This window comes from Leptospira fletcheri, from assembly GCF_004769195.1.
GTDB classification, from domain to species: Bacteria; Spirochaetota; Leptospiria; order Leptospirales; family Leptospiraceae; genus Leptospira_B; species Leptospira_B fletcheri.
Genome location: NZ_RQET01000004.1, coordinates 1,132,992 through 1,159,548 on the forward strand (window position 1 = coordinate 1,132,992; position 26,557 = coordinate 1,159,548).

Annotated in this window: 23 protein-coding genes; 13 read left to right on the top strand and 10 right to left on the bottom strand. The window is 49.0% G+C overall.

Annotation, left to right across the window (positions count from 1 at the left end; all coding sequences use genetic code 11):
* Positions 1–47: 47 nt before the first annotated feature.
* Positions 48–1,553 (bottom strand): pectin acetylesterase-family hydrolase, encoded by a 1,506-nt coding sequence (locus EHO60_RS08730; protein ID WP_135767727.1) that lies wholly within the window; start codon positions 1,551–1,553, stop codon positions 48–50.
* 157 nt (positions 1,554–1,710) lie between these two features.
* Positions 1,711–2,649, bottom strand: coding sequence for an NADP-dependent oxidoreductase (locus EHO60_RS08735; RefSeq protein WP_135767728.1), 939 nt, complete (start codon positions 2,647–2,649; stop codon positions 1,711–1,713).
* 114 nt (positions 2,650–2,763) lie between these two features.
* Here EHO60_RS08735 and lon point away from each other — a divergent pair, with 114 nt between their 5' ends.
* The 4 genes from lon (at position 2,764) to EHO60_RS08755 (ending at position 8,436) form a co-directional block, all read left to right on the top strand.
* Positions 2,764–5,214: an endopeptidase La gene (lon, locus tag EHO60_RS08740; RefSeq protein WP_135767729.1), complete on the top strand. Its 2,451-nt coding sequence runs from the start codon at positions 2,764–2,766 to the stop codon at positions 5,212–5,214.
* A 60-nt stretch (positions 5,215–5,274) separates the two neighbouring features.
* Positions 5,275–6,390, top strand: coding sequence for a DegT/DnrJ/EryC1/StrS family aminotransferase (locus EHO60_RS08745; RefSeq protein ID WP_135767730.1), 1,116 nt, complete (start codon positions 5,275–5,277; stop codon positions 6,388–6,390).
* A gap of 128 nt (positions 6,391–6,518) precedes the next feature.
* Positions 6,519–7,751, top strand: coding sequence for an NHL repeat-containing protein (locus tag EHO60_RS08750; protein WP_246028198.1), 1,233 nt, complete (start codon positions 6,519–6,521; stop codon positions 7,749–7,751).
* Between the two features lie 217 nt (positions 7,752–7,968).
* Positions 7,969–8,436, top strand: a complete 468-nt coding sequence (locus EHO60_RS08755) for a Dps family protein (RefSeq protein ID WP_135767731.1) — start codon at positions 7,969–7,971, stop codon at positions 8,434–8,436.
* 121 nt (positions 8,437–8,557) lie between these two features.
* Here EHO60_RS08755 and EHO60_RS08760 read toward each other — a convergent pair whose 3' ends face one another.
* Entirely contained in the window at positions 8,558–10,873 is a 2,316-nt protein-coding gene (locus EHO60_RS08760; protein ID WP_135767732.1) for a hypothetical protein, read from the bottom strand.
* Positions 10,874–11,176: 303 nt separating this feature from the next.
* Here EHO60_RS08760 and EHO60_RS08765 point away from each other — a divergent pair, with 303 nt between their 5' ends.
* The gene (locus tag EHO60_RS08765; protein WP_135767733.1) at positions 11,177–12,307 is read left to right on the top strand and encodes a helix-turn-helix domain-containing protein; all 1,131 of its coding nucleotides are present in this window, start codon (positions 11,177–11,179) and stop codon (positions 12,305–12,307) included.
* On the opposite strand, the gene EHO60_RS08770 is transcribed toward EHO60_RS08765, so the two are convergent.
* Both EHO60_RS08770 and EHO60_RS08775 read right to left on the bottom strand, forming a co-directional pair.
* The gene (locus EHO60_RS08770; protein WP_135768014.1) at positions 12,304–13,623 is read right to left on the bottom strand and encodes a peptidoglycan recognition protein family protein; all 1,320 of its coding nucleotides are present in this window, start codon (positions 13,621–13,623) and stop codon (positions 12,304–12,306) included. The two genes, EHO60_RS08765 and EHO60_RS08770, sit on opposite strands and share 4 nt — an antisense overlap.
* Before the next feature lie 17 nt (positions 13,624–13,640).
* Complete coding sequence (locus EHO60_RS08775) at positions 13,641–14,228, bottom strand: hypothetical protein (protein ID WP_135767734.1); 588 nt, start codon at positions 14,226–14,228, stop codon at positions 13,641–13,643.
* A 75-nt stretch (positions 14,229–14,303) separates the two neighbouring features.
* On the opposite strand from EHO60_RS08775, the gene EHO60_RS17125 reads away from it, so the two are divergent.
* The gene (locus EHO60_RS17125; RefSeq protein WP_167880174.1) at positions 14,304–14,471 is read left to right on the top strand and encodes a hypothetical protein; all 168 of its coding nucleotides are present in this window, start codon (positions 14,304–14,306) and stop codon (positions 14,469–14,471) included.
* A gap of 30 nt (positions 14,472–14,501) precedes the next feature.
* Here EHO60_RS17125 and EHO60_RS08780 read toward each other — a convergent pair whose 3' ends face one another.
* Positions 14,502–15,281 carry a tetratricopeptide repeat protein gene (locus EHO60_RS08780; RefSeq protein ID WP_135768015.1) on the bottom strand — a complete coding sequence of 260 codons (780 nt, stop codon included), beginning with the start codon at positions 15,279–15,281 and terminating at the stop codon, positions 14,502–14,504.
* A 47-nt stretch (positions 15,282–15,328) separates the two neighbouring features.
* Between EHO60_RS08780 and ribH the strand changes: the two genes are divergently transcribed.
* Genes ribH through EHO60_RS08805 form a run of 5 tightly spaced genes read left to right on the top strand, consistent with a single transcriptional unit; the run spans position 15,329 to position 20,331 of the window.
* A complete protein-coding gene (ribH, locus tag EHO60_RS08785) occupies positions 15,329–15,790 on the top strand; it encodes a 6,7-dimethyl-8-ribityllumazine synthase (RefSeq protein WP_135767735.1) in 462 nt (153 codons plus the stop codon).
* Between the two features lie 3 nt (positions 15,791–15,793).
* A complete protein-coding gene (gene nusB, locus EHO60_RS08790) occupies positions 15,794–16,258 on the top strand; it encodes a transcription antitermination factor NusB (protein WP_135767736.1) in 465 nt (154 codons plus the stop codon).
* The gene (locus EHO60_RS08795; protein ID WP_135767737.1) at positions 16,206–18,275 is read left to right on the top strand and encodes a tetratricopeptide repeat protein; all 2,070 of its coding nucleotides are present in this window, start codon (positions 16,206–16,208) and stop codon (positions 18,273–18,275) included. The genes nusB and EHO60_RS08795 overlap by 53 nt, the downstream gene beginning before the upstream one ends.
* Before the next feature lie 53 nt (positions 18,276–18,328).
* Complete coding sequence (locus EHO60_RS08800; protein WP_135767738.1) at positions 18,329–19,606, top strand: HEAT repeat domain-containing protein; 1,278 nt, start codon at positions 18,329–18,331, stop codon at positions 19,604–19,606.
* A gap of 44 nt (positions 19,607–19,650) precedes the next feature.
* Positions 19,651–20,331, top strand: coding sequence for a hypothetical protein (locus EHO60_RS08805; protein WP_135767739.1), 681 nt, complete (start codon positions 19,651–19,653; stop codon positions 20,329–20,331).
* Positions 20,332–20,345: 14 nt separating this feature from the next.
* Here the strand turns inward: EHO60_RS08805 and EHO60_RS08810 are convergent, their stop codons facing one another.
* The 4 genes from EHO60_RS08810 to EHO60_RS08825 all read right to left on the bottom strand — a co-directional run bounded on the left by EHO60_RS08810 (position 20,346) and on the right by EHO60_RS08825 (position 23,264).
* Positions 20,346–21,305, bottom strand: coding sequence for an MBL fold metallo-hydrolase (locus EHO60_RS08810; protein ID WP_135767740.1), 960 nt, complete (start codon positions 21,303–21,305; stop codon positions 20,346–20,348).
* Complete coding sequence (locus tag EHO60_RS08815) at positions 21,302–21,886, bottom strand: TetR/AcrR family transcriptional regulator (RefSeq protein WP_135767741.1); 585 nt, start codon at positions 21,884–21,886, stop codon at positions 21,302–21,304. The genes EHO60_RS08810 and EHO60_RS08815 overlap by 4 nt, the downstream gene beginning before the upstream one ends.
* A 111-nt stretch (positions 21,887–21,997) precedes the next feature.
* The gene (locus tag EHO60_RS08820; protein ID WP_135767742.1) at positions 21,998–22,639 is read right to left on the bottom strand and encodes a hypothetical protein; all 642 of its coding nucleotides are present in this window, start codon (positions 22,637–22,639) and stop codon (positions 21,998–22,000) included.
* Complete coding sequence (locus tag EHO60_RS08825; protein ID WP_246028241.1) at positions 22,617–23,264, bottom strand: J domain-containing protein; 648 nt, start codon at positions 23,262–23,264, stop codon at positions 22,617–22,619. Before EHO60_RS08825 ends, EHO60_RS08820 begins: the two co-directional genes overlap by 23 nt.
* A gap of 112 nt (positions 23,265–23,376) precedes the next feature.
* Between EHO60_RS08825 and miaB the strand changes: the two genes are divergently transcribed.
* Together miaB and EHO60_RS08835 are read left to right on the top strand one after the other, a co-directional pair.
* Positions 23,377–24,726, top strand: a complete 1,350-nt coding sequence (gene miaB, locus EHO60_RS08830; protein WP_135767743.1) for a tRNA (N6-isopentenyl adenosine(37)-C2)-methylthiotransferase MiaB — start codon at positions 23,377–23,379, stop codon at positions 24,724–24,726.
* Positions 24,723–26,504, top strand: coding sequence for an LptF/LptG family permease (locus EHO60_RS08835; RefSeq protein ID WP_135767744.1), 1,782 nt, complete (start codon positions 24,723–24,725; stop codon positions 26,502–26,504). The genes miaB and EHO60_RS08835 overlap by 4 nt, the downstream gene beginning before the upstream one ends.
* Positions 26,505–26,557: the final 53 nt, after the last annotated feature.

Sequence of the window (26,557 nt, forward strand, 5' to 3'; positions counted from 1 at the left end):
CACCGCACCGGCCCCCACCCAGAGCCGGGTGGGGCTCAACCCTCTCCTTACAACCCCAAACCGGAAAATCCCCCGCAGGCAGTATAAAGACTCCGAGAAGAAGCGTATGATTGGTCCGAAGTCGCCTGCTTTAAATTCGTATCCACCGTATTCGAATTCAAATTGGAACTCACGCAGGAACCGCTGTTGTCGCTGCATTCCACATTGCCGGGAATGCTTCCCATGGCCAGATTCGTCAGCCAAGTGGTAAAATCGCTCCCCCCGCTTCCCAGAGTGAACATGGAATCGGAAGTGGTGATCGTATGCACATCTCCCGGAGCCAAAAAATATCTATAATTCGAGGAATTCGCGGTCGCGACTCCTTTCATCTTCGTGATCGCTTGCTTGGACCAATCGCAGCTGGAAAAATCGTTGGAGCTGGTGGACGTGCCGTCCGTCATAGAAGTAGCGTCGCTGTCTCCGAAAAGAGAAGAATAGGTTCTGCCCACATCGTAAGGATCGGAGGTCGAAGCATCCGTATAGGTTAACGTGCTCGCATTGACCTTATTGATCTGGCCCATCACGTTATAAAAGAATCTTTGGTTTCCGTCGAATATGGCGGCATATTGTCCGAAGCGGTCTCCGCTATAATAGGTCGCTACTTTCTTAAAGAAGTCGTCGATAGAGGCGTTATTCGCGGCATTGGAAGTATAATCCGACGCGATACCGGTCACCCAGGTCGGCAGGTTGTGTGCAGTTTCCACTCCCCATTTGGAATTCAAATTCGGAAAGAACGCCTGGGGTGTTCCAGTCGGAGGAACGATCCCATTCGAGGCATCGGAGAGCATACGCACCTGGGCGCTACTATTGATTCCTTTGATCGTTTCTCTAACAACCGGATAGTTTAGGATCGCTCCGTATCCTCCCGCACTCTGCCCAATCACGAAAACGGTCTGGACGTTGGTGTAGTTTTGTTGGATATATTGAAGAACGGAGAGGACATTGTCGTAACCGTAGTGATTGATGACCACAGTCCCTCCCGTCAGAGGGTTGACATAAGAGTTGCTTTTGTGACCGACGTGTAGGTCTCCCGTACAATACGGAATGAAGATCACGTCGTAATTCTTGAACGGATTGGAAGCTGCCGTCTCATTCATGATCCCGCGAAAGGCGAATTTTACGAAAAGATCCGGAACCGCGTTCAATTGGTTGAAGTAAGTGGTCGTCGTATTTCCGAAGCAATTGGCATTATCCCAACAGGCCCCTCCTCCCATGAAGTTGATGACCAAATTGGTATTATTCGGAACGATTTGTTTCCTGAAAAATTCGAAGGTGGTATTTCCGGTCACGCCGGTACATTGCGGATTGAAGGCTCTGCTATTATAACCGGAACTAGCGATACTCGAAATCGTAATCGATCCCGCAGTCGGGACGATTTTTTGGTACGGATTGTAAAGTATGACTCCTAAGGCGATTTCGGTTAATTCCTTATTCTTATCGTGTTTCTCTTGGTGGCAGCCGGAAAGCCAAATACAGGATACCAAAAACAAGGCGATCTTTCTTTTAACGTTCATTTCGGAAACTCTTGTTACTCTTTTTTCTATCTTTGCGAAATTCTCTTTTGAAAAAGAGACGTTTCATGATCCGACAATCTGTGACAAAAGTCAATCGTTCCACAGGGTTTACCCAGGATTAAATATCGTTCGTTATATAAAATATTCCCTTTCGAAATCACATTTTTAGGATCACTTTTCCTCGGGTATGAAGTTGTGAAATTCTTTGTTGGGCATCGGCGGCTTCCGCCAACCCGAAGATTTCGCTTACGTGGACTTTCAAGCGACCTTCGTCCGCCCATCCGGCAAGTTCATCGAGTTGTTTCGCATTCGGTTCTACGAATACATAGGAACCTCGGACCCGGGTTTCCGGCGGCATTTCCTTCACAAGGATAGATACGATATTTCCGTCGGATTTTGCGCATGCGAATCCTTGGGAAAAAGTCTCCCCGCCCACGAAATCCAGAATCAGATCGGCTCCCCCAGGGTACTTAGAAAGGAATGTATTTCGCAATTCTCCTTCCGAATAATCTATAAAGTCATCGGCGCCGAGGCTCAGCACGTACTTCTCGTTACGCGCGCTTGCCACCGCTACTACCTTTGCGCCCGCGATCCTAGCGAGTTGTACGGCAAAAGAGCCGACTCCTCCACTCGCGCCCAGAATGAGTACAAGATCGCCTTTGGAGCAGGAAGCGGCTTGGAACAAACACTGGTATGCGGTCAGGCCGGCCAATGGGATTCCGGCCGCCTCTTCGTGGGTCAGGGATTTCGGTTTCAAACTGAGATACGATTCCGGTAGGCAGATCCTTTCCGCATAGGTCCCTTTTTCGATCCAAGGCCTGCGGCAATAAGAAAATACTTCGTCGCCAACCTCGAATCTTCTCGCGGCAAATCCTCTCTGGACCACGATTCCGGAACATTCCCAACCGGGAATGATCGGGAGTACATTCGGCATTCTGGCTTGGAATTTCCCTTCCCTGATTTTCCAATCGGAGGGATTGACGCCGGATGCCAGGATTTTCACCGTTACTTCCCCTTCCTCCGGGACAGGGTCGGGTAATTCCACATAGTTCAAAACGTCAGGGCCGCCGAATCGGTTGAGTTGAATGGCTTTCATCTACGATACTTTAGACACAAAGAATGGTTTGAGAATCCAGAGGTATATCAGAATTTTGGACTCTGCAGGTCCGTAAGGCCCTGCCTTTCCATACGCGCTGTAAAAGGAGAAAACGTGGAATACAACGGCGATTTGAACGAAATTGAAAGTCACATAGTTCCCGTGGATGCGATTCTGCCTCCGGAACTTTTCCTGATCCCGATCAAATCCCGTCCTGTCTTTCCGGGGATCATCACTCCTCTCATCGTTCCGGGAGGAAAATTCGCGAAGGCCGTGGAGAATTCTCTGAACGGAAATTCGTTCATCGGTTTGGTCCTGCTCATTGACGAGGAGCACGAAAAGAATACGGAGGAGAATATATACTCTTTCGGAGTAGTCGCGAAAATCCTGAAAAAGGTCAATCTCCCGGACGGAGCGGTCAACATTCTGATCAATACCGTCCGAAGATTCAAGGTGGAATCCTTCGTAGCAGTGGATCCTCTGTTGGTAGCCGGAGTCACCTATCCGGAAGAGGAATCCGGCGCGCCGAAGAATACCATTAAGGCCATGATGAGAACGCTCTTGGTCATGACCAGGGAACTGGCCCAGAACAACCCCCTGTTTACAGAAGAAATGAAGCTGACCATGCTCAACGTAAACGAGCCGGGAAAGATGGCCGACTTCGTATGCAGTATTTTGAATATAGAAAAGGCGGAATACCAGTCGGTCATCGAGTCCATCAATCTGAAGGATAGGATAGAAAAAGTTCTCCTTTTCCTGAAAAAGGAAATAGAACTCGTAAGCCTTCAGAGAGAGATCCAGGAAAACATCCAGGAAAAGATAGACAAGCAGCAAAGGCAGTTCTTTCTCCGGGAACAACTCAAGGCTATCCAGTCCGAATTGGGTTTAAAAGAGGACAAGTACGAGAAGAAATACGAAAAATTTCTGGAGAGACTCAAATCCATTCCTGCGGACCCGGAAGTCATCGAGGAAGTGGAGCGGGAAATGGATAAATTCCTGTACACGGATCAGAATACCGCCGATTACAATGTGATACGGAATTATCTCGACATTCTGGAAAGTCTGCCTTGGGAACCCGCTCCATCTCGGGATATGGATTTGGATAAGGCTAAAAAAACTTTGGATAGGGATCACTACAAACTGGACGACGTAAAGGAAAGGATCCTGGAATTTCTCGCGGTAAAAAAACTCAAACCCGCGGAAAAAGGCTCCATTCTTCTTTTAGTCGGACCTCCCGGTGTGGGAAAGACTTCCATCGCAAAATCGATCGCCGAATCCATGGGTCGAAAATTCTTCCGTTTTTCCGTGGGGGGAATGAGGGACGAGGCCGAAATCAAAGGGCATCGTAGGACTTATATCGGTTCCATGCCGGGAAAAATCATCACCGCTCTCAGGATCACTAAGGAAAAGGACTCGGTCCTATTATTGGACGAGATCGATAAACTCGGCATCGGAATGCAGGGGGATCCTGCGGCCGCACTTTTGGAAGTCTTGGATCCGGAGCAGAACAAATCCTTCCGCGACCATTACCTGGATCTTCCTTTCGATCTTTCTTCCATCTTCTTTATCGCCACCGCGAATACGTTAGACGGCATTAGTCGTATCCTTTTGGATCGGATGGAGGTCATTCATCTCTCAGGATACATTACAGACGAAAAGGTGCAGATCTTTTCCAAACACCTTTGGAAGAAGATATTGGAAAAGAACGGATTGGACCAGTACGGACTCCAGATGGACAAAAACGCGATCGTAACGATGATCGATCACTATTCCCGGGAATCAGGCGTCCGGGGCTTGGAAAAACAGACCGACAAGCTTGCCAGAAAGATCGCTTTGCAGATCGTAAAAGGGGAAAAATATCCTAAGGCAATCCGCGCGTCCGATCTCGAAGGGTTTTTAGGAGTCCCGAAATACACGGATGATCGCATGACTAAGCCTACGGTTCCGGGAACGGCTCTCGGATTGGCTTGGACCTCGGTAGGAGGAGCCACTTTATTGATAGAGGCGGTCTTTATCAAAGGCAAAGGTGGAATCCTTTTGACCGGAATGATCGGAAAATCCATGGAGGAATCCTCCAATATCGCGTTGAGCTATATTAAGAATTTCTTAGGTTCCGAGGAGCTTTTTGCGGACAAGACGATTCATTTGCACGTTCCCGACGGGGCAACTCCTAAGGACGGCCCTAGCGCGGGAATCACGATGGCTACGGCTATCCTTTCTCTCGCTTTGGGAAAAAGGATCAAGCTCGGATACGGAATGACTGGAGAACTTACCTTAACGGGGGAAGTCTTGGCGATAGGCGGATTGAGGGAGAAAGTGGTCGCTGCCAAAAGGGTGGGAATCCATAAGATCATTTTCCCGAACGATAACAAACCGCAACTGGATGAGATTCCGGACTACGTAAAAAAAGGAATGGAATTCTTTCCCGTGAGCCGATTCCAAGATGTGGTCCGATTGCTATTCGACGAAAAATCCGCAGCCCTGAACCGTGAGCCCAAGGGTTCTCCGGCGGCAAAAAAAGGGCTCAAAAAGCGAGTCCAGGCCAAGAAAGCTCGGCGAAAATAGGACCGTCTCAAAAGAATTGCTTTTTCCGACATGTCTCCGAACCTGTTCGGAGGAGATCACATGGGCGTACCCTTTATAGACATCAAACGTTTCGAGTCCGGCCTTTTGGAATCATGGGAGGAAAAAGTCAAGGTTCTGAGCAAAAACGCTTCGTTTATCGGAGGCGAAGAAGTGACGAACCTGGAAGTGAATCTTGCGGCAAAAGCGGAAACCCAGTATTCCGTCGCCTGTGCCAACGGTACCGACGCGCTGCAACTCGCATTGAGGGCTTTGGGAGTCGGAAAAGGGGATACCGTATTGCTTCCCGATTCCACGTTTTGGGCGACCTTCGAAGCGGTAGTGAACGTAGGAGCAACTCCGGCAACTGTGGATACGAATCCGGAAGATCTTCAAATGGACTTCGAGGATTTTAAAAAAGCTCTGGAAAAGGTCAAACCCAAGGCGGCGATCATCGTCCACCTTTACGGTTGGGGCAGTTCTCGACTCGAGGATTTCCGGAATCTATGTAAATCCAAAGGCATTCCTTTGCTGGAAGACGGAGCGCAATGTTTCGGAGTAAAATACAAAGGCGAGTCCATTTATAAGAACGCTTTCCTCAGTACTACTTCCTTTTATCCCGCAAAAGTGCTCGGCGGCGCCGGAGACGGCGGTGCGGTTTTTACGAACGAAGAGGCTCTTGCGTCCAAGGTGAGGATGCTCTCTAATCACGGTAGAACTTCTCACTACGGATATGGGGACGTAGGTTGGAATTCCCGTTTGGATACATTACAAGCGGCCTTTCTGAATTTGAACCTCCCGTTTTTGGATGAGCGCATTTCTTCCAGAAGAAAGGCCTGCCAAAAATATTACGAAGCACTTCCGAGTCTGGGAGTGAACGTGATCCATCCGCCCAAGGATTTTTTCGAGAACGGTTATTGTAACGTTACGCTGTTCGATCCGTCCGAACGCCCGAAAATCCAGGAAATTCTGAAGCAAAAAGGGATCGGTTTCGGAAATATCTATCCGGGAGCGATGAGCGACCAGGAAGGGGCCAAGCCGTACATCCAAGGACGGTACGGAGAAGAGCACAGGACCGGAAGAATTTGTTCCTCCGTTCTGAATCTTCCTCTCTTTCCTTACATGAAGGATTCCGAACTGGAAGAGGTATTTGCCGCCGTTCGGGAATACAAAAAATAGGCCCCGAGGCCTATGGCCCCTGGAACCCGAGACAGTAGGAACTTTTTTTTCCAGGGGTCTTGAAATTTCGTTTCAACTTTTTCTCCGCCATCTGTTATTCTTTAGGCGGGGAAACAGGGAATGGGATTATGTTCGGCGAACATACCAAAATGCACTTCAGGTTTCGGATTCCACTCGTAGGGAGAGTCCTTCTTTTCTCTCTTCTTCTTCAGAGTTGTAACCAAGCGAAACCGATCAACGTCGATATGAGCCACGGAAGCGGCTTTTTACTTTCCATCGTTCTGGGCAATCTTTCGGGATCCGGCGGCTCGACCGGTGGAGCTTCCTGTACTGCCGCCAATCTTGCTCTCGGGGAAACTTCCACAGTTGTTTTGGGGCAAACGAATTTCACCAGCAGCGGTTTCGGTTCCGGTTTGAACCAACTCCACAATCCGCAAGGTATGACTCATGATTCGGCCGGGGGACTTTGGGTTTCGGATACCCAAAACAATCGGATGCTCCATTTCCCCGCCGGTGCGACCACAAACGGTACGGCGGATCTTTCCATCGGCGGAGCCTTCGGAACGGCACTCAACCAATTCAATAATCCTCAGGCGATTGCGATGGATTTCGCAGGAGGATTTTGGGTCGCGGATTATCTGAATCATAGGGTTTTACATTTTCCGAGCGGAGTCGTTTCCAACGGGAATGCGGACATCGTGATCGGAACCACGGGAACTTCCGGACTCTCTACGACTTTATTGAATAGTCCTAGGGGAGTGACAGTAGATTCTTCCGGCGGAATTTGGGTAGTGGATACCGGAAACAATCGGTTGCTTCATTTCTCGGCGCCTCTTACTTCCGGAAAGCCGGCGGATATCGTTTTGGGCCAAAGTTCGTTTACGGTCGGAAGCACTACTACGGCGGCAGCGGCTACTCTTGCGAATCCGAACTCGGTTACGGCGGATTCTAACGGCGGAATTTGGGTCTCGGATGCAGGGTATCACCGAGTGTTGCATTATTCTTCTCCGTTTTCCAATGGAAAAAGTGCGGATTTGGTTTTAGGACAATTCAACTTCGGAACCAGCAGTCCAGCCGCTTCCCAAACGGGTCTGTGGACTCCTACCGGTTTGTCTATGGATGCTGCCGGGGGACTTTGGGTGGCCGATTATGGCAACAGAAGAGCCGTACATTACTCTCCTTTATTTTTCAACGGACAATCCGCCGATCATGTGTTAGGCGAACCGGATTACGTTACGAATAATCCGAATTTGACGGTTTCCGCGCAACAATTGCTCGGGCCGAATGCGCTTACGGTTTCTCCTTGCGGACAGCTATGGGTGGCAGACTATTCAGCCAGTAGGGTGCTGTACTATCCTTAAAAGATTGGGGTCGGCGCCTTCTTCACGGACATACCCTGAGGATTTCAGAGTGCCGGTTTTTTTCCGTTTTCCCCTGCTTTGAAAATAAGAAAAATCGAAGAAATTTTCGAAATTGGATGGCAACTTCTCCAGCAAAAGGCGAGATTTTTTTCATTTGCTTGTTTGTAGATTTATTTAGAATTAGTCTAAAATAAGAATAAATCTAAAAGGTGATTTTATGAAGCCGAATATCGGAATCCCGGACAAAGACAGAGATGCGATCAACCAAGGCCTCCAGAGCCTGCTTGCGGATACGTACTTTCTCTATCTAAAAACACATAACTATCACTGGAACGTGACAGGGCCCCTGTTTAACACTCTCCATCTCATGTTCATGACCCAGTACACGGAACTTTGGAATGCGCTAGATCTGGTTGCAGAAAGGATCCGTTCCTTAGGATATCCCGCTCCGGGAACGTACAAGGCCTTTGCCAAGCTGACCTCTCTAAAAGAAGAAGACGGAGTCCCGAAGGCGGAAGATATGCTCAAGAACTTAGTCGAGGGACATGAAGCCGTAATCCGTACTGCCAGAGGAATCCTTCCTGCCGCCGAGTCCGGAGGGGACGAGGTTACGACGGACTTGTTGACCCAAAGGTTAGAAATTCACGAAAAGACCGCTTGGATGCTCCGCAGTATGTTGGAGTAGAAAAGAAAAGTCCGGCAGAAGTTGCCTTCCGGAGGAGACCGAACGGAGAATAACGTTCGAGCGAAACACTCCTCCCGGATGCCCGCACCCCGCGGGACGTCCTACCGGACGGTCATCGACCTTAGAGAGTGAGGATATATTCCACTAGATCGTCCACATCCGCGGAACTGTTCGTACACCAGGGGTGAGGACTCGCCGGTAATCCGATCGGGGCCGTCGTGCCTAGTTCCTCCGGACCGTATTCCCGTCTCATTTTCTGATAGTCCCAATAATACCAGTCGTTGTCACCGGGAATCGAAACGAAGTACTTATGTCTTTCGATGAATCGGTTTCTTTTTACGCCTTGGTCCGTATCGGAAGGAGATTTAGGGATTCGGAATACGTCTCCTTTTCTGTTATGCGAAGGGTACGGAATTGGAAAATCGGGGCCGCCTAACGGTGGGATTGAGGCAGTGTGAACCGTATAATAGGAATTGTAAAGGGAAGACCCTTCGGTGCATCTGTCCGGATGAACCAGATCCTCCAAATTCCGCACATGTCCGTCGCTTAACAGACCTCTATGTTGCACCCAATACATGTCGCGGAGGAAGGTCGCCCGGATGGATTGCTGTTTCCTTTGGTATACGGTGGGAGCGAAGAATCTTCCGACCTGATCCAGACGGAACATTTTTTCGTTCGAATTGAGCCCCACCTTATCTCCGTGGCAACTCGCACAATCCCTTTGGAAAACCGTTTTTCCTCGATTGACCGCGGAGGAAACGCCGGGATAAGATTCCCAGCCGGTTTGCACGAAACTTCCTTCTCCCGGATTCGCTCCTGCTTGTCCCAAGAGTTTTCCTTTGTACTTCAGCCAACGATACATTCCTGCCTGGCGTAAAGATCTGTCATTCTGGTCCAATTTCGTCATGTAGGCGGTGAGGGCCTGGAGAGCTTTCGTCTTCATGGAGCCGGTGGCCCCATCCGGTTCTTCCGAATGGATGTACGAGCCTTCGAAACCGACATAGGACTCCGTGTGGGAAAGGGATCTTCTGACTCCCATATAATTCGTCACGTTCGGGATGGCGATCGGGGAGAATTGGTAATCGTTGTCCGTCTCGCTTCCTTCACCTTTGATGCGGATCAGGGTATGTTCGCCTGCTCCCTGGGGAAGGGAGTAGATCAGAACCGTCTTATCCACGTCCTTGGCACTTGCATCGAAGCTCGGGCCGGGCTCACTCGCTTTCACTCCTTTGAAGTCGCCCAATAAGGACCATTTCATGGACCATTTCGGATTCGGGAGTCCCGGAATCACTTTCGTAACCACATTTCCGGGAGAAGCTTCGAAGCTGACCCGATATCCGTGGCAGGACGCGCAATTGAAACCGATCCATTCTCCTTTGCCGGTATAAGGATTGGAAGCTTCCGCATATCTATAGCCTGCCCAGCCGCTGCTTCTCGTATTTCCTTTCAGCAAAGGGTCGGATCCTAAAAATCCAGGAATCGGAGTGGGTTGGGGATACGGATCAAAATACACGTTATCCGTGGCTGCAGAAGGTACCTCTCCTGTAACGGCTCGATTCGCACCGAACAAGAGAACCGGGTCGGCGATCAAGCCGGTGATCGGATCCGTCGCTTGGTATCCGAATATCTTGGTCCAGTCCAGGTTTCGAATGATATGCGCGATCCCGATGTTGAAGTCGTAGGACCAAAAGACTTCCTCGCCCAGGGCGAAAAGGTCGCCGAATCCGGGATTGTTCACGGTAACGGCAAGAGGATCCGTAGCCTTTGCTTCGCTTAACGTGGAAACCACGTCGCAATTCTGCTTGAAATCCTCGTCCGTGATTCGACCGGTTTGGGCATCTATCACGTTATGTGATTGTCCGGGGCGCAATAAGGATTCGTTATATCCGGTTCTTTTCTGCACTTGAACGATCAATGGTCCGCCGGTCGTATGCTCGGGAACGGTGAATTGGATCTCAGTGTCGGTCCAGGAGATCACGTATTTATTCCATTGATCGTGAACATTATCCACTTCAAAGTTCACTTGTTTGGCCACGTCTAGACGTTGCTCGTACATTTTCAGATCCGTTTCGAGGATCCTTGTATTTCCGATCATGATTTTGGAAAAATCGATATCGGGGCCGGCTCCGAATCCTGTCCCTTTTAAAGTAACCACTTGCCCCGGCGCTAAGACCGGCGGAGGAACGGGGATGACACTATTCGGTAGATTCTGCCAAGCCAGGGTTCCGTTGATGAATAGAGACTGCAATTGGGGTTGGGGAAAACTGGCTGCGGAAACCGCTCGGATTCCCTCCCGCACGGGATCGAAGGTACAGACTTGTTCTTGGTTCGGGAATTCCGTAAATATTCCGGCCGGACAGCCCGCTGCTAGGGCGGTCAATGCAATCACGGCAGTTTTGAAAACCCGATTGGCTTTCTTTACGCCTTTCGTTTCCATTTTAAACTCCAGTTCGATGCGCTCAATTCTCATCGGTTCTTGCCGAAGGAGAATATCGGAATTCAAAGGTAGGCGCGACCGGAGGGTAGAATCCGAACGTTCGAATTTTATTATTCGAACTGTTGTTTCAAAAAGGCTATTTTATGAATAAGTGATTTATAAGTACGATATCATTTCGATCAGTTTGGTGTCGAACGGATCGGTTTTCTTTTTTTCCCGTTCGGACGGATCGGAATTCCGTTCTATTCGTTTTCGGCTCCAGGAAAACTTGACAGATCGTTTGTTTTTTCTAAACTACCGTGCATGTTTCGCTGGGAAGAGGGGAGTCTCTGGGTCATTTACTTCGGTTCCGGACTCTCTTACCTATTGTCCGTACAGAAACTTCTCCCGTCCCAAAAAGGGAGAGAAGACCGTTTGGCCGCGGTTTTGTTCGCCGCCTTGGGAACCATCTTATTTACATCGGGGAATGTAACGCGGGCATTGGACCAGACCTTTCCCCACGCGATTTGTCTTCTGTTGACCAGCTTTTCCACGATCGGGCCCTTGACCCTTTTGTACACGCGCTCTCTTCTCTATCCGAACCAGCCGCTGGATCGAGACATTCGACTGCATTTCGTAGTTCCGGCCGTTTTTCTCGTATTGGAAGCCCTTTTCTTTTTCCGGCCCGTCCCTGAAATCGTTGCGGATCTGAGAGATTTCCGTGCGGCAAGGTACAAACATTATCTAGCCTTGTCCTTTCTTTTTACCACTGTGTTCACGACCGGATATTTCGGAGCGAGATACAGAATGTTATTGGGGGTGTTGTCCGTTCCGGAGATCCGCCCTCAAATCAGATTCGTCTTCAGTTTAGCCACCGTGACTGCAGTGGCTATGTATTCCATGATTCTCGGATTTATGGGAGGGTGGGACGATCTCTTCCGGTTCGGGGGAATGCTCGTCACGGTTACGGTGGTTCTTCTATTTCTCGCGCCTGCCAGATATCCGAATTTTTTCGCCCCTTTAACCAAGGAAGTGAGAAAGAAAAAATACGAAAAATCGCTGTTAGTCGGTATGGATCTAGCCCTGCTGGAATTAAGAATAGAGGAGCTGATGAAGGAAGGGAAACTTTACCGGGATCCGGATCTGACTCTTCAACTATTGGCCGAGGATCTGGAAATCAAGCCTTATCAGTTGACCGAATTCCTAAACGAACACAAAGGAGTGGGATTTTATAATTATATAAATAGATTCCGGATAGACGAGGCTGTGGGGCTTCTATCCGAAAATTCCAATCAGGACATTTTGTCGATCTGCTATTTTGTGGGATTCAATTCGAAATCATCGTTTAACGACGCGTTCCGTAAGATCACCGGAAAAACCCCGAGTCAGTTGAGAGGTGGGGGAAAGTCGGACAAACAAAATCCGGGCAGAGTCGTAAAACCGGTCAATTCCTAGGGTTGGAAATCCGTATGAAGCAGGATCCAATCCTCGCTTTTTCGATCTTGCCAGTCCTTTTCCTCGTAAAACGTTCCGCCTACGGATTCCAGTATTCTTTTCATGTACGGTTCGCCGGGGTCGAAATCCTGGGCGTCCAGAAAGATGGATCCTCCCCATTTCTTCTTGGCTTGAGTATGGGAATAGACTCCGTTCAGACGTTCGATGGACTTATTGTTGAGCGGGAATTCGTATTTTCGGGAAAGTTCCTTTACCAGTTTTGCCACGGCTTCCGTCTGCTTGGGATTACCTAAAAGCATTTCCGTATCCTTGCCTACGATCTCCACCTGAAAACAATTGCGATTCGTTCCCGTGGCAGCGGCGGCGGCATGAAGATGGTGGTCCAGCAGTTGGTAGATCTTTCCGTCCTTGTCCGCGAGAAAAGTCGCGGAAAGATTTCTTTTTTCTAATACGTTTAACGTAGCATTATAATCGGGAATCGCGGTGAAATGCAGGACCACGCAGTCCGCCGAGATCGTCCCGCGATGATTGTATTTGAGTCTCCGCTCCTCCGGCAGGAGTCCTTCCAAGGTCTTTTCGATCGTTTCCAACTCCGCTTTCGGAGTAGGGGTGACCCCTCTCCCTTTATCGTAGGTGGGTTCCCGTGGTTCTCCGGTGGGGCCGCTAAACGGTTTTTCCCTTCTTAACACCCAGTCAGGACCGAAGCGTTCCTTCCATTCCGTTTCGGAAAAATATTTTCCCCCGGATTCCTCCAGGATCGTCTTCAGAACGTTCTCGCTTCCGCATTCCCCTCCGTCCAGGAATCTTCCGTATCTTTTTTTGGCTTGGGAGTGCGTAAAGATTCCGTTCTTGGAATCTATGTCATAATTCGTAAAAGGAATTTTGTAATCCGAAGCGATCCTTCGCACCAGCTTCAGAAAAGCTTTCTTTTGGACGGGTCGTTTCAGGATTTCCTCGCGGTTGCCTTCCCAACTGATGTGAATGACGTCCTCGTCGGTTTTGGGCGCCGCCTTCAGCCGGATTTTATCCGGTTCGTCGGTCCCGTAGATTTTTCCGGATTTGTCCACCAGATAATGGACGAGCCAGCCTCCTGCGGCGCTTCTGCGGATATATTCCTCGGGGGAAAGTCCCCTCGTATGGTGAACCAGAATACCTCTGGTCCTATTTCCTTTTCTGGGCGCAGATAAATCGGCAGTATTTTCTCCGGGTTTTAATAGGGAAAGGATCGGAAACGTGGGTTCTTGGATTTTCCCTTCTACGGTTTCGTGCGTTAGGGGTTGTCCGGCATTGCAACGAACGGTAAGGACCGCGATCATTCCGATCGCTCTGATATTCAGCAATTTCTCTCCTTCAGTCTTTCCTTTAAAAGGGAAAGATCCGCTCTCACTCTCTCCAGAATCGTTTTGGCTCGGGTGTGTCGGTTTAGTAAATCTTTATATTCTAAAATGATTTCGGATCTTTTCCTGTGCGCCTCTCGGAGTTGAGGTTCGGGAGGGAGATGTTCCAGATCGCGGAACGCGGATTCGGCGTCTGTGCGGATCCGCGTCCAGATAGAATGATAAGAGGAATACACTTCCTTAGGGAGGGTCTCTTTGGAAACCTTCAATCTTTCCTCCATCTGGGGAAGATCGGTTCTCAAAAAACCTTCCAGGGCTTGGGAATCCTGGACAAGTTCGTCCAAGATGTTCCTGAGATGGGATTCCACGGCGGCGGTCTGAGCATGGATCGCGTTCTTGGCTCTGAGGAAAACTCTCAAAATGGCGGCGGTCGCCAAGAGTAGGACCAATAAAAAGACGACGAAGGAGGATTTAGAAAGTAACCAAATCAGAGCCGGAGAGTCGAACCATTCCGGAAAAAGAACTCCCACGATTCCGGCTCCCAAAAGCGGGAGAACAAGAACAACGAGGAATATCCTTTTCATTTCAGTCTCATTTCTCCGAAGGAATTTCTGCTGTCAAGGTCAAGACGCGAACCTTTCGGACCGAAACTAGAGTGAATGGAAGCTCTTCCCGACGAATTCAACTCCCGTCCTTCTAAAAAGGGCATGCCGAAAGTGGTGAACCTAGGTTTTTATAAGATCAAAAAGTCCTTGAAGGAAGAGGGCTTCGAAGTCGTGGAAAGGCCAGACGGAAAGATCACACTCGTTCTTAGAATCAAGGAATAATCCGGAAGGATCCCGATTCCGGACCGGAGACTATTCTCCTAATTGAGGGGGTTCTTCCGAGAACTCTTTTGGCTCTTTCTTTTTCGGAACTAAGCCGTCTTTGCAGGATTTGCTCAGCAAGGAGTCGATCTTGGCCTTTTCCGGTGTGTGAGGAATGATCCGAAGATAAATCCGGTAATTCCGTACGGCTCCGAGGCAATAACCGGATTTTAAGTAAAGGCTTCCTAGCAGCCTCCTAGCTCCGGGATGGGCCGGTTCGTGTTCGATCAAGCGGTTTGCTAAGCGCATCGCTTTTTCGGGATTGGTTTGCATGATTTTTCGCGCTTCTTCCCAACTCGGAAGGAGTTCTTCCTCATACAGTCTATATAGGCTTTCGTTTCCCATATCGAATACTTTGAACACTACCATATCGGAGGCCCCGCTCCGGCAGATGCCATACCAGATATCTTCTTGGTTTTCGGTGATCTTATTTCCTCGGATGGTCACCAACTCCGTGCCGTCCAAGCACCCCGCCATTTTGTATATGTCTTTCATGGCTGCGGGAGAAGCCGCCATTAGCACTCTAGCGTTTCCGGAATAGAATGCGATGTCGTCTTCGGGAAGGGCGTCTTCCGGATTTGCGGTATTCGGAGTATCGTTAAACACCCTCAATTTGATCGAAGAATCCAAAACCCAAGCAGGGAGTTGGAGGCTCTTTACGAACAGGTCTTCCGGTTTCCAAAGAGATTGCAAGGAGGCGCAACTCGTCGCAAAGAAGGTTCCCGCGAGAAGGAATAATTTGGCGGATCGAGGTTCTTTTCCGGTTGCCACATAGGGTAACTTGTGTTTTTTCGATAATAGAATCAACTAGGAAACCGATGCCCAAGGAACTTAAAGCAAAACTGAACGGCTCTGGCCAAAAACATTGCATCATCGCGTCCCGTTTTAACGAATTCATCGTTGAAAGTCTTTTAAAAGGGGCCTTGGACGCTCTGAACGCCGCCGGTGTGGAAGACAAGGATATTACCGTTGTCCGTATTCCGGGTGCGTACGAATTTCCCGTGGTAGTTTCCAAGGCCGCAGCATCCAAAAAGTACGATTCCATCATTTGCTTGGGTGCAGTGATCCGCGGCGCGACGGCCCATTTCGACTTTGTTGCGGGAGAATCCGCTAAAGTCGGTTCCATCGGAGTACAGTATTCCTTACCTGTCGTTTTCGGAGTGTTGACCACAGACACGATCGAGCAAGCCGTAGAGAGGGCAGGTACGAAGGCGGGAAACAAGGGTTATGAAGCCGCGTTGACAGCCGTCGAGATGGTGAATCTGTTGGCTCTCCTCTGATCCATGTCCGTTTCCAGAAGGAAGGCCAGAGAAATCGCCGTAATGGCGCTTTATCAGTTGGAGCTAGTCAAGCCTCCCATTTCCGAGGTCTTGAAATTCAAATGGTACGATAAAAAAATCGAAACCGAAGAGAGGGATTTCGCGGTTTCGATCATAAATGGGGTTGTGAAAAATTCCGAAGCCATCGATACTTTAATCAAGAAGTACTCGAGGAACTGGGATTTCGAAAGAATTTCCCCGGTGAATAAGTGCATACTGCGCTTATCCATCTACGGGCTTCTCAACTCCATGGAGATCCCACCGATCGTTGTAATCGACGAAGCGGTCGAATTGACCAAAGAGTTCGAGAGTGAAAATTCCGTGCCGTTTATCAACGGGATCCTAAACTCCATCCTCCAGTACGAGACCAACCGACATGGAAAACCCGATCCGCAAAAACCGGATCTTCCTGGAGACGGAAGAACCTAAAACCTCGGCGTATTACGGAGAGGAGCCTGAGTCCTTTCAACCGCGTCGTTCTTATAATAAACTGGCCTTTTTTTGGGCGGCCATGGTGCTACTGATTCTTTTGGCGTTTCTGGCGGCCGGGTGGTATTATTTTTCCCATCGTTCGGGAGAAATTGCCGGAGGGGGATTTCCAGGGAGTAAAGATCTACTTGCTCCAAAGGGTGACATTAGTCGTCTACTGGAGAGACCTTACCTCCCGGAAGGTTCCGCAAATCCGCAGCTTACGAAGTGCATCAATTTATACAAGGAAAGGTTTACTCGTCAGGCATTCGATTATTGTACGGAATTTCTGAACGGACCTTCCACGGAACCGGAAAAATCCTTAGCTTTGACGGTGCTCGGAGTGATTCATGATGAAGCCGGGCGTTTTCCGCTCGCGATCGAAAGGCTTCAGAAAGCGATTCTATACGATCCGAAAAACGTACACGCTTATTACAACCTGACTTTGGCTTACAAGCACAACGGTCAATTTGCGGATGCGCGTTCCACGGCGATGAAGGCCAAGGAGTTGGCTCCCGACGATCCAAGGATCGCGTTGCTTGCAGGAAATTTGTTCAATGAAATCAACGATCCGGACGCGGCCATTGACTCGTACAAACGAGGTCTTTCGTCCGCGCCTGACGATCCGTACCTAACGTACAATTTGGCGGTGAGTTATTTTAAAAAAGGAGAACTCCCGCAGGCGGAAGAACAGTTCAAGCTTGTGGTACTAAAGTCCCGGGGTGGAAAACTCGCGGCGTTGTCGAATTCCTATTTGGGAAACATCGCATACAATCGCGGCGAATTAGCTGCGGCCGAACACTATTTCCGGGAAGCGGCCAACCTTTCTCCGAACGACGCGAAAGCTCTGTACAATCTTTCCGTGGTGCTTAAGAAAAACGGAAAGCAGGAAGAAGCTCTGAAATATCTGGAACTCGCCAAACAGGCAGGCGCCAGCGACCCGGAGATTTTCCGTTCTATCGCGGAATCCTTCGAACAATTGAATCAGGGAGAGCAGTCCATCAGCACTTTGCAGAAGGGACTGAAATACAATCCGAATAATCTGGATCTTCTTTTCCAATTGGCGGAAACCTATTACAATCGCGGGGATTTGCTCGCCGCGGAAGAAACCTATCGTCGGATCGTGGATTCCACTCCGGGAGACAGCTTTACAGAGACAGCGTTATTGAATCTAGGTGTGGTTCTGGATCAGATGGAAAGATACGGAGAGGCAGTCACTTACCTGAACCGTCTGATCGAGATCAATCCTAAAAATGCAAAAGCATATTATAATTTAGGTCTAGTCTACAAACATACCGGCAACGGAGTGCAAACGATAGAGAATTTCCGTCGCGCTGCCTACCTGGACCCTTCGGACATCAAACCCAAGGAGGCGTTAGGGGACTATTATTTGGAGAATAAGTTCTATCGGGAAGCGATAGAAGAATATTCGGTTATCGTTAAGCAAAAGGAAGATAATTATAAGGTCGCGTTGAAACTCGCGGAGGCTTATATAGGTTCCAATCAGAGCTCGAACGCCGAAAAGGTGCTCTTACAAGTACTGAACCAATCCAGGAACCCGGCGGAACTCCAGCAGGCCCATAAAAAACTCGCCCTTTTGTACAATAAATCCAAGGATCCGGATTTACGGAATCGAGCAAAGGACGAGGCGTACCGTTCGGCGCATATGAATCCGGAGGATTACGAAGGACGACTGGTTTTGACCAAGATCCTTTTGGATTCCAATTCGGTGTTGGATCGGGAAAAGGCGATCGAAGAATTGACAGCGATCGTCAGATCCGAAGTCAGACCGAAGACGGCGTCGACGGCCTACAATTATTTGGGAGTCGCGTATTACAAAAACGGTGAATACAAGAAAGCCGTGCGTTCATTTCAGAATTCGATCGATTTGGACCCTTCCAACACGGAAGCGTACGACAATAAGAGAGCTGCCGCCGCGGCTTTGGAAGGGGCTTCCGTAAGGGAGGGAGCTTTCTGAAACGGATTCTCCTGCCGCTTCTCTTTTGCTACTGTTCGGCGTTTTCCTACTCGATATTTTCCGAGGAAGCAAAGGATCCCTTTCGAGAGGAGGTTCTTTCGGGAGGGAGAAAACAAGCCAGGGCGATCCGGGAGATACGGAATCGTTCGAGATTCGACTTGGTAAAGGAACTTCCTAAAATCCTATCCGATCCCGATACCAGAGAAGATACTCTTTTCGCGGTTCTGGATCTCTTTTCGGAGACCGAGGAATTGGATTCTCTCGCTCCGAATTGGAGTTCCGAAAGCGAAAATCTATTCAAGATCACTAAAAAGACGGAGATCCGAAGGCGCGTTCTGGATCTGGCTGAAAAGAAAAAAGAAAAAAGACTTATCTATGTAGTGATCGACGGCCTTACCCATCCCGATTACGAGCTAAGACAGATCGCCTATCGTTGCGTCCAGCTTATGAAGGACGATCGTGCCATGCCTTACGTTCTGGATCTGGCAAATTCCCCAAATCCGATTTTTCGGGAATATTTTTTGGAATCCTCCGTCTGGATCAAGGACGAGCGGGTCCAGAATCTGATACAGAAATTCGCTTCGGATGAAAGTCCGGCTCTTAGAAGTAAGTTTTTTATTATATTGCAAAAAAATAATATATTCGATTCGAGAGGCCTGATTCCTAAGATGGCGGCCACCGATGAAGACGAGGATGTGCGTTATCACGCCCTGGAAATCCTGAAAGACAGGAAAAGTAGGCAGTATATTTCCCTCTTTTATAAGGGGATCACCGAACAGAATCCGGATCTCCGTGCAGTGTGTGTAGAAGCCCTGTTTCCGTTCGGGGATAAGCAAGGGGCAAAATCTGTCTCGGAACAATTGTCTCGGGAGCCCATCAATAGCCTGAAAATCAGGATGATAGATCTTTTGCTGGATTTGGGAAATCACGGTGGAGGACAGGGTTTGCTTACCGTTTTGGAAAACGATAAGGACCCGACTCTGCGCTCTAGGGCCGCCGAGGCCATAGGAAAGCTGGCGTACAACCCGGGCGCCATGGATTTAAAGAGGATTTTGGATAAGGAAAAAAATCTGGACGTAAAACTTTCCATTTTACGTGCATTAGGCGATTTGAAGGAAAAAACCTCCGTCCCGGCGCTCATCACTTTCGCTTCGAACCGAAGGGAAAAACTGTCCTTGCGGATGCAGGCAGTCGATACGATCCGGGTCATAGGAGATCCGGATTGTCTTCCCGCGTTATTCGACGCCTATGTCTTCGAAAAGACCCCTGAAATCAAGTCGGAGTTGGAAAGGGCTACCCGTGAAATTCTGCTGATCAAGACGACCAGATGAATTCGCAGGAAAAAATCCGCTGAGGCGATCGTAAGGATTTACAGGTGAAATCTTTTTCTTTCCTTTTGCGGGCTCGATATGTTCTGTTCCTTTGGATTCCGTTTTTCTTCTGCGTTTTCTCCTGTAGGGCCCGAGTAAATTTTGTCCGCTCAGCACCTTCCGCGGAGATCGAATCCAAAAAAGGGATCCCGGATCCGAACGTATGGAACGGAGCGTTTTTGGTGAGCGCCTCCGAAATCGGATCAGAGAGATTGAAAAAGATTCTGGCGGATCCGAATAACTTTTCTAGACCGGAATCGGATTCGGATCACGTGCAGGAAGGGTTTTCCGAAATGGAAAAGTTCGGCGCTAGAGTGTTTTTGATCATCATCAAACCGAAGGTAGGCGGGAGGGAAGTCTCCGATCTGGGAGAAACCGGAATCAGATTGGGCGAATGCGACGCGGTCGATAAATTAGAATATCCTTATACATATGTCGTTTTTCCGGAGGCCGCTTTCGGCCAGGCGGAAAGATATCCGAAAACTCCCCAAGAAGCTTACAAATCTCTGACGTTTCCCCGAAAAAAAGCGAGGCATTATTACGAAGAGGAAACGAGAAGGATCTTGGCCGCGTTTCCGGGAAGGTGTTTCGTATCCGGAGAAAATCGGTTAGAAGTACAGATTTTAGGGAGCGAACTTTTGCTCTTCCGTTTTCTTTTCCAGTACGGCGGATCGGGGACTCGCTAGTCGGCTTTCCGTTCCTAACGGATCCAACGGGGAAAGAATCCGATTTTCTCCTGAACGCTTTTGTCATGCGCGGGAACGATCATCAGATTCGGAAGTCGGATTCCTAGCCGGTGCACCCGATCTAGCTCCCGACCCAAAAGCTCTGGATCCAAGTCCACAAGCCATCTCGAACCCCTGGGTTTGTGCGCGGGCAGATCGAATCCTTCCTTAGACCAAGTAGTGTCTCCCGTAAAGAAGTAGCGGCGATCCTCGGCAAGATTCAGAAACATTCCGATGGAACCGGCAGTATGGCCGCTCAAGGGCACAAAGACGACCGTCCCGTCTCCGAACCAATCCTTGCTCTTTGCATACGATTCGTACGCACGGTCCTCGAAGACGATCGGCTGCCAGCGGATTTCCGTTCCAGAATATTGGGAGGGTATGTATCCTTTTTTTGCTCCTTCCATCGGAGCGTTTCCTTTTTCCTCCGGGGAAACATGGATCTCTGCCGAGGGGAAGTCCTTGATTCCACTCGCGTGGTCCCAATGAAGATGGGAAACGAAAATGTGACGGATCGAATCAGGATCGATTCCTGCCTCCTTGAGCTGAAGCACGGCAGGTTTTGGGTTTTTATAAGCCAATAGAGGTCGCTTGTAGAATTCATGTTGTCGGAATTCCTCCGCCACGCGAGTGCCCAGTCCCGTATCGAATAAAAACGAAGCTTTCGGGTGCCGTACCAAAACGGCAGTATGGATGATTCCCCTTTTTTTTAGTAAGGAGCCTCCTTCCACTACGAACGCTTCGGAAGTGACGGCTTCTCCCGTCGCAATCAAGGAAAAGGAAAGAGGAAAATCTGATTTCGTTCCGTGTTTCTCCGGAGAATGTTCCCTGTCGGAATTCAGAGAAGGAACGGCTAAACGAGGATATCCTAACGCGAAGACTACCGTTAAAACCAAAACGGCAAATACGACCCAAGCGATTCTTTTCGGTTTCATCTCCTGTCCTCCAATGCGAGCAATTGTCTTGCGGTTTTAGCCGCGGTTCTAAGCGGTCTTGTATCCTTGTAGGTCCTGGAGAATAAAATCGCTCCTTCCATGAGGGACAATAAGGCTACCGAAAGTTCGGCCGCTCTCGCCTTTCCGTATCCCAAGCTCCTTAGGAACAATTCCAATTTAGAATTCCAATTTTTGAATACGTTTCTACAAGTTTGACCTACCACACCGTCCTCCGAAGAAGTTTCGTTGGCGGTTATGGAAATCGGGCAACCTTTTCGGAATTCCGACTCGATCATCTTCGTTTCCAGCGCGGAGAAGATGTTTTCGATTCCATTCGCGGCCGATTTGGAAGATCGAAGGATTTTTTGAAAGAGTTCCCCCATTTCTTCTCCCGAAGTATTCAAAGCTTCCGCAGCTAGTTCCTCTTTTCCTCCGGGGAAGTGAAAGTAGATCGATCCCTTGGGAGCGCCGGACGCTTCCACAATATCGTTCAATCCCGTTCCGGAATAGCCTCGGGTCTCCAACGCTTCCGCCATGGCGCGGATCATTCTCTCTTTGGATTTTTCTCCTTTTTCTCCCATTCGGACATCCTATCACTAATAAATAGACCGGTCAATATAAAAATTTGAAAGCACGAGCGCAAAGACGGATCCGATGAGCTCAAGCAAGAGAGGAGTCCTTCGTTTCCGGATTTAACAGTACTTTTTCAGGTATTCTTTGTCTTTCAGATGGCTCGGAAAGAGGATGGTCAAAGGTTTTCCGGTGCGTTTGCTCCACCTTCGGTAGGCGCGGCTGGAATCCCAGTAGACCTCGTATTCGGACTCCAATCTAAAGAGCAATTTTTCCCAAAAGAGAAAATGACTGTCTATGAATGCTTGTCGGATGTCCTTGGCTTTGGCCGTGAGCGGGCACTTGGTCAGGAATTCCCGCATGAAAACCAGCCCGATCAGAATCCCTCTCGTGTCCAAGTAGGGCTCCAAAGGAAACGTGCGGCAACTGATGGATCTATTTTCCCGCTCGCAGTGTTCGATTCCTTTGCATTCGCAAAACGTGATTTTCCTAAGATCGTATTCCTCGAATTCTTTTTTTTCCTGTTTGGTAGCGGGGACGTATTCCTTCCAAAGATCGGTTCGGGAGGAGAGCATCTCGTATTCCGCCTTGTAGAGGGCGGGGAGTGCGTTGTCCGCTTGGCAACATACCGGAACTCCTCCGTTGGAAGGGGCGCAGAGGGAACCGCAATTGTATTCGGTTACTTCTTCTTGTAACAAGGAATAATAATATTCGATTTCTTCCTTTACTAACGCTTTCGGATCAAGCTTGGCGGCTTTCTTCATCTATCTCTTGGTCTCTCTTTTTTTCCCTTTGTAACAGAACCCGATTCAAAAAAAGGACCCGGAAGAAGAAGTATCCGCCTCCCATCAGTCCGGAAGAAAGAAAAAGGCCCCACTTTCGGTAGAAAAGGTCGGATTCGGAAGAGAGCCAACCGTTTTTTTGGAAAATTACCAGTACGATCGACATCGCCATCAAAAACGTGAAACATCCCAGGAAGAATAGAGTCGTGTTTCTTAAGGACCAAAGTTTGTCTTCCCGTTCGTATTTCAGAACCAGAAATTGACGGTACAGTCTTTGGTACTCCTTGGGCGTATTGATCTTTTGGATTTCGAAGTATCTTTCGAATTCCTCGGGTACTCCGTTCGGATCCAGTAGCACCAATTCGTAATCCAAAGAACCGTCATAACGTTTTCTTCGCTCCGGATCGGATAGGAAGTAATAGGCTCTTAGTCCTTCCCTAAAGGCTTCCCCCTTTTCGGGAAGCCATTCATGCGAATCCAATTCGGTAACATAATTCCAAAACGCTTCCTCGATATCTTCTTTTTGAGCGTCTCTCACGAGGCCCAAGATTTCGTAGTAATCCGTTTTTCGGTTCAAGCCGTTCCCAAGAATCGTCACTTTGCCCACCGTCAATGGATCGATTTTCTCCGATTCCTGTAGGAATAGGAAACGATTTTTCGCATCCGAAAAACGGGGGAAATCCCCTTTACACCCGATTTCGACCCCGGAAACTCGTCTTATGAGTGTCTTAGAACGGGCGGTAAAGGCCGGCAAGGTCTATGTAGAGACCTATGGCTGCCAGATGAACGAATATGATTCCGGAATCGTAACCAGCCTGATGCAAGGAGCCCAGTTCGAAACTGTTTCGAATCCAGAGGACTCTGACGTTATTTTTTTGAATACCTGCGCGATCCGCGAAAATGCGCACGCGAAGATTTACGGAAGGCTCCAAAGTCTAGGATACCTGAAAAAAAGGAATCCCTCTTTGGTGATCGGAGTGCTGGGTTGCATGGCCCAAAATCTAGGAGAGGATCTTTTTCACCAGGAACTCCCTCTCGATCTGGTGGTCGGACCCGATAATTACAGAACCCTCCCGGATCTGATTTCCAGAATTCGAAACGGAGAAAAGTCCGTTTCCCTGACTCGCCTTTCTAAAATCGAGACCTACGACGAGATCGAGCCCAGAGTCGTCAATGGGGTACAGGCATTCGTGACGATCATGAGAGGATGCAATAATTTCTGTACTTTCTGCGTGGTACCTTATACCCGCGGGAGAGAAAGAAGTCGGGACCCGCTGTCCATTGTGCGAGAGACTCGGGATTTGGTTTCTCAAGGAATCAAGCAACTCACCCTCTTGGGACAAAACGTGAATTCTTATTCCCACGAAGGGACCGACTTTGCGGGGCTGACAAGGATGCTTTTGGAAGAAACGGAGATAGAGAGGATCCGATTCACTTCCCCTCACCCCAAAGATTTTCCTTTGCACCTTCTGGAACTCATGGCGGAAAATCCCAGGTTCTGTCCGAACATTCATCTTCCTTTGCAATCCGGAAACACGAAGGTGCTCTCCGATATGAAAAGGAGCTACTCGAGGGAGGAATTTCTGGAAGTGGCGCAAAGGATCAGAAGCTACGTTCCGGACGTCGGACTTACTACGGATATCATCGTGGGCTTTCCGGGGGAAACCGAAGAGGAGTACGAAGACACTTTGGAAACGGTGCGCTCCGTCGGTTTCGATATGGCCTTTATGTTCAAATATTCGGAGAGGGAAGGGACCGTCGCCCAGAGGAGACTTCCGGACGATGTGCCCGAAGAGGTGAAATCCGAACGGCTTACGAAACTCGTCGATCTCCAGACCGCGATTTCCTTGGAACGGAATCGGGCCCGCGTCGGAAAGACTTTTCCGATTTTGGTCGAAGGTCTTTCTAAAAAGTCCGTCGAGGAAGCTTGCGGAAGAACTCCTTGCGGACGTATGACTGTGTTTCCGATTCCGAAAGAAGAAGAAGCTTCCTCTTGGATCGGCAGAACGGTTCCGGTAGAGATTCTTTCCGCTACCAGCGCTACCCTCAGGGGAAGGATCCTTGCTTGAAAAAAATTTCCCCGCCGAAAAAGGGGAAAGTCGCCGCAGCCGAATCCGCTTCTACTGCTAAAAAAGGAAAGGCGGTAAAAGGAAAGACCACGGAAGGTTTCGGCGTGGAAGCGCAAGGGAAGGTCCGGCAGGGTACGGATCTTCGTTCTGTTCGAGTACATACGGTAGCCGATCTTCCTCCCGGATTCTTTGTCCATACGGATCGCGAAAAATTTTTGAGAAGGATTCCGATCCTAGACCGCTATATTCTCTCCGAGATCGTTCCTCCTTTCTTCGTCTCTCTTCTTTTCTTTACCACCGTTTACATGGCTCTCGCCTTGCAAAAGATGATCGGTCTATTCGTAGGTAAGGGTGTGGATCCATTTCGTTTATTGGATTACTTCGGTTATCTTTTGGGGAATATCATGCCGATGACGATTCCCATGGCTTGTCTGATGAGCGGTGTGATGGCGGCAGGAAGATTATCCGGAGATTCGGAAATCACTGCGATCCGTTCCGCAGGGATCAGTTTCTCCAGAATCTACGTCGTGTTTTTGCTCTTCGGAACGGTGATGGCTCTCTTGGTGGGCTATCTCAATTTTTTTCTATCCCCTGAAAATACGAGAAAGATGGAAGAGTTCAACAAATGGGTGATGGCTTATAATCCGTTACTCGCCATGACTCCCGGTCAATTCAGCGGAGATAAAACCCAGGGGCTCTTCGAAGAAAAAGGGCGGACCATGTACACCGAAGGGGTAAATCCCGAATCGGGTGAATTGACCGGCGTTCAGATCAGGGAATGGACGATTTCCCTCGAAGGGGACGAATATTTTTATATAGGGACCACCGCGATTCCTATGGGTGGATCGCGCATGTCCCAGATCATCGCCGCTAAGAAAGGAACCTTGGTGGAAAAATTGGGACCGAACGGAGAGTTCGAAAAATCCATTCGTTTGAAGGGCGGTTGGATTTTGGAATGGAACCAGGACAAGAAGGGTTTTTCCGTCTACGATTTGAGAAAAGGGGAGATGGATTACAATATTCCGAAGAAGGAGGAAAAGAAGACTCTGGAATTGAACGTCAGTCCGGAGACTTTTACCATGCCGGTTTTGATCTCCATTCGGAACAGCATCGAAAGCGAGGGCTTGGAAAATATTCCGGGTTTGGAGATCCTAAAAGAAATGGGACTTTCCATCAAGGGGATCGGCGGCCTCAAGCAGATGGTCACCCAGTTGCAGTTGGAGGTACTTCAGACCGCTCAAGACCCGAATATTTCCGCGTCCGAAAAAACCCAAAAGTTCTCGATCCTGACCCAATTGGATGCTTTGCTAAAGCAGTCCAAAAAGGTGCTGGCTAAGTTCAATGTAGAAATCCATAGAAGGATCGCCATGCCTCTCTCTTGTCTGATATTTTCCATTATTTCCCTGCCTTTAGGTCTGGTCGTCAAAAGATCCGGAAAAGGGATGAGTTTCACGATGGCCGTGGTTCTGATCATCATCTATTGGGGATTGTTCACTCTAGGAAGTAACGTTTCCGATAACAGCAAGGTTCCGGTATGGTTAGGTCCTTGGGCGGGGAATATTGTGGTGACGATCATTAGTCTCAACATCATGTTGAAGCGCACTGACATGAGACTTCCTCTCCCCGTGATGAAATTTTTGAACCGGATCACGGACCGGCTTTCTCCCGTCTTCGATTTTTTTGATCGTATTTTTCGGGTTTTCGAGCCCCTAAAAACGAAATTGACAGTGGTACTCAACAAATTATCCTTATGGAGAAACCGGGACGGAAGGGGTTAAAATCCCCGGAAGGTAAGACCGGGACGTTCCGATCGACTTATGCGAAAAGAATT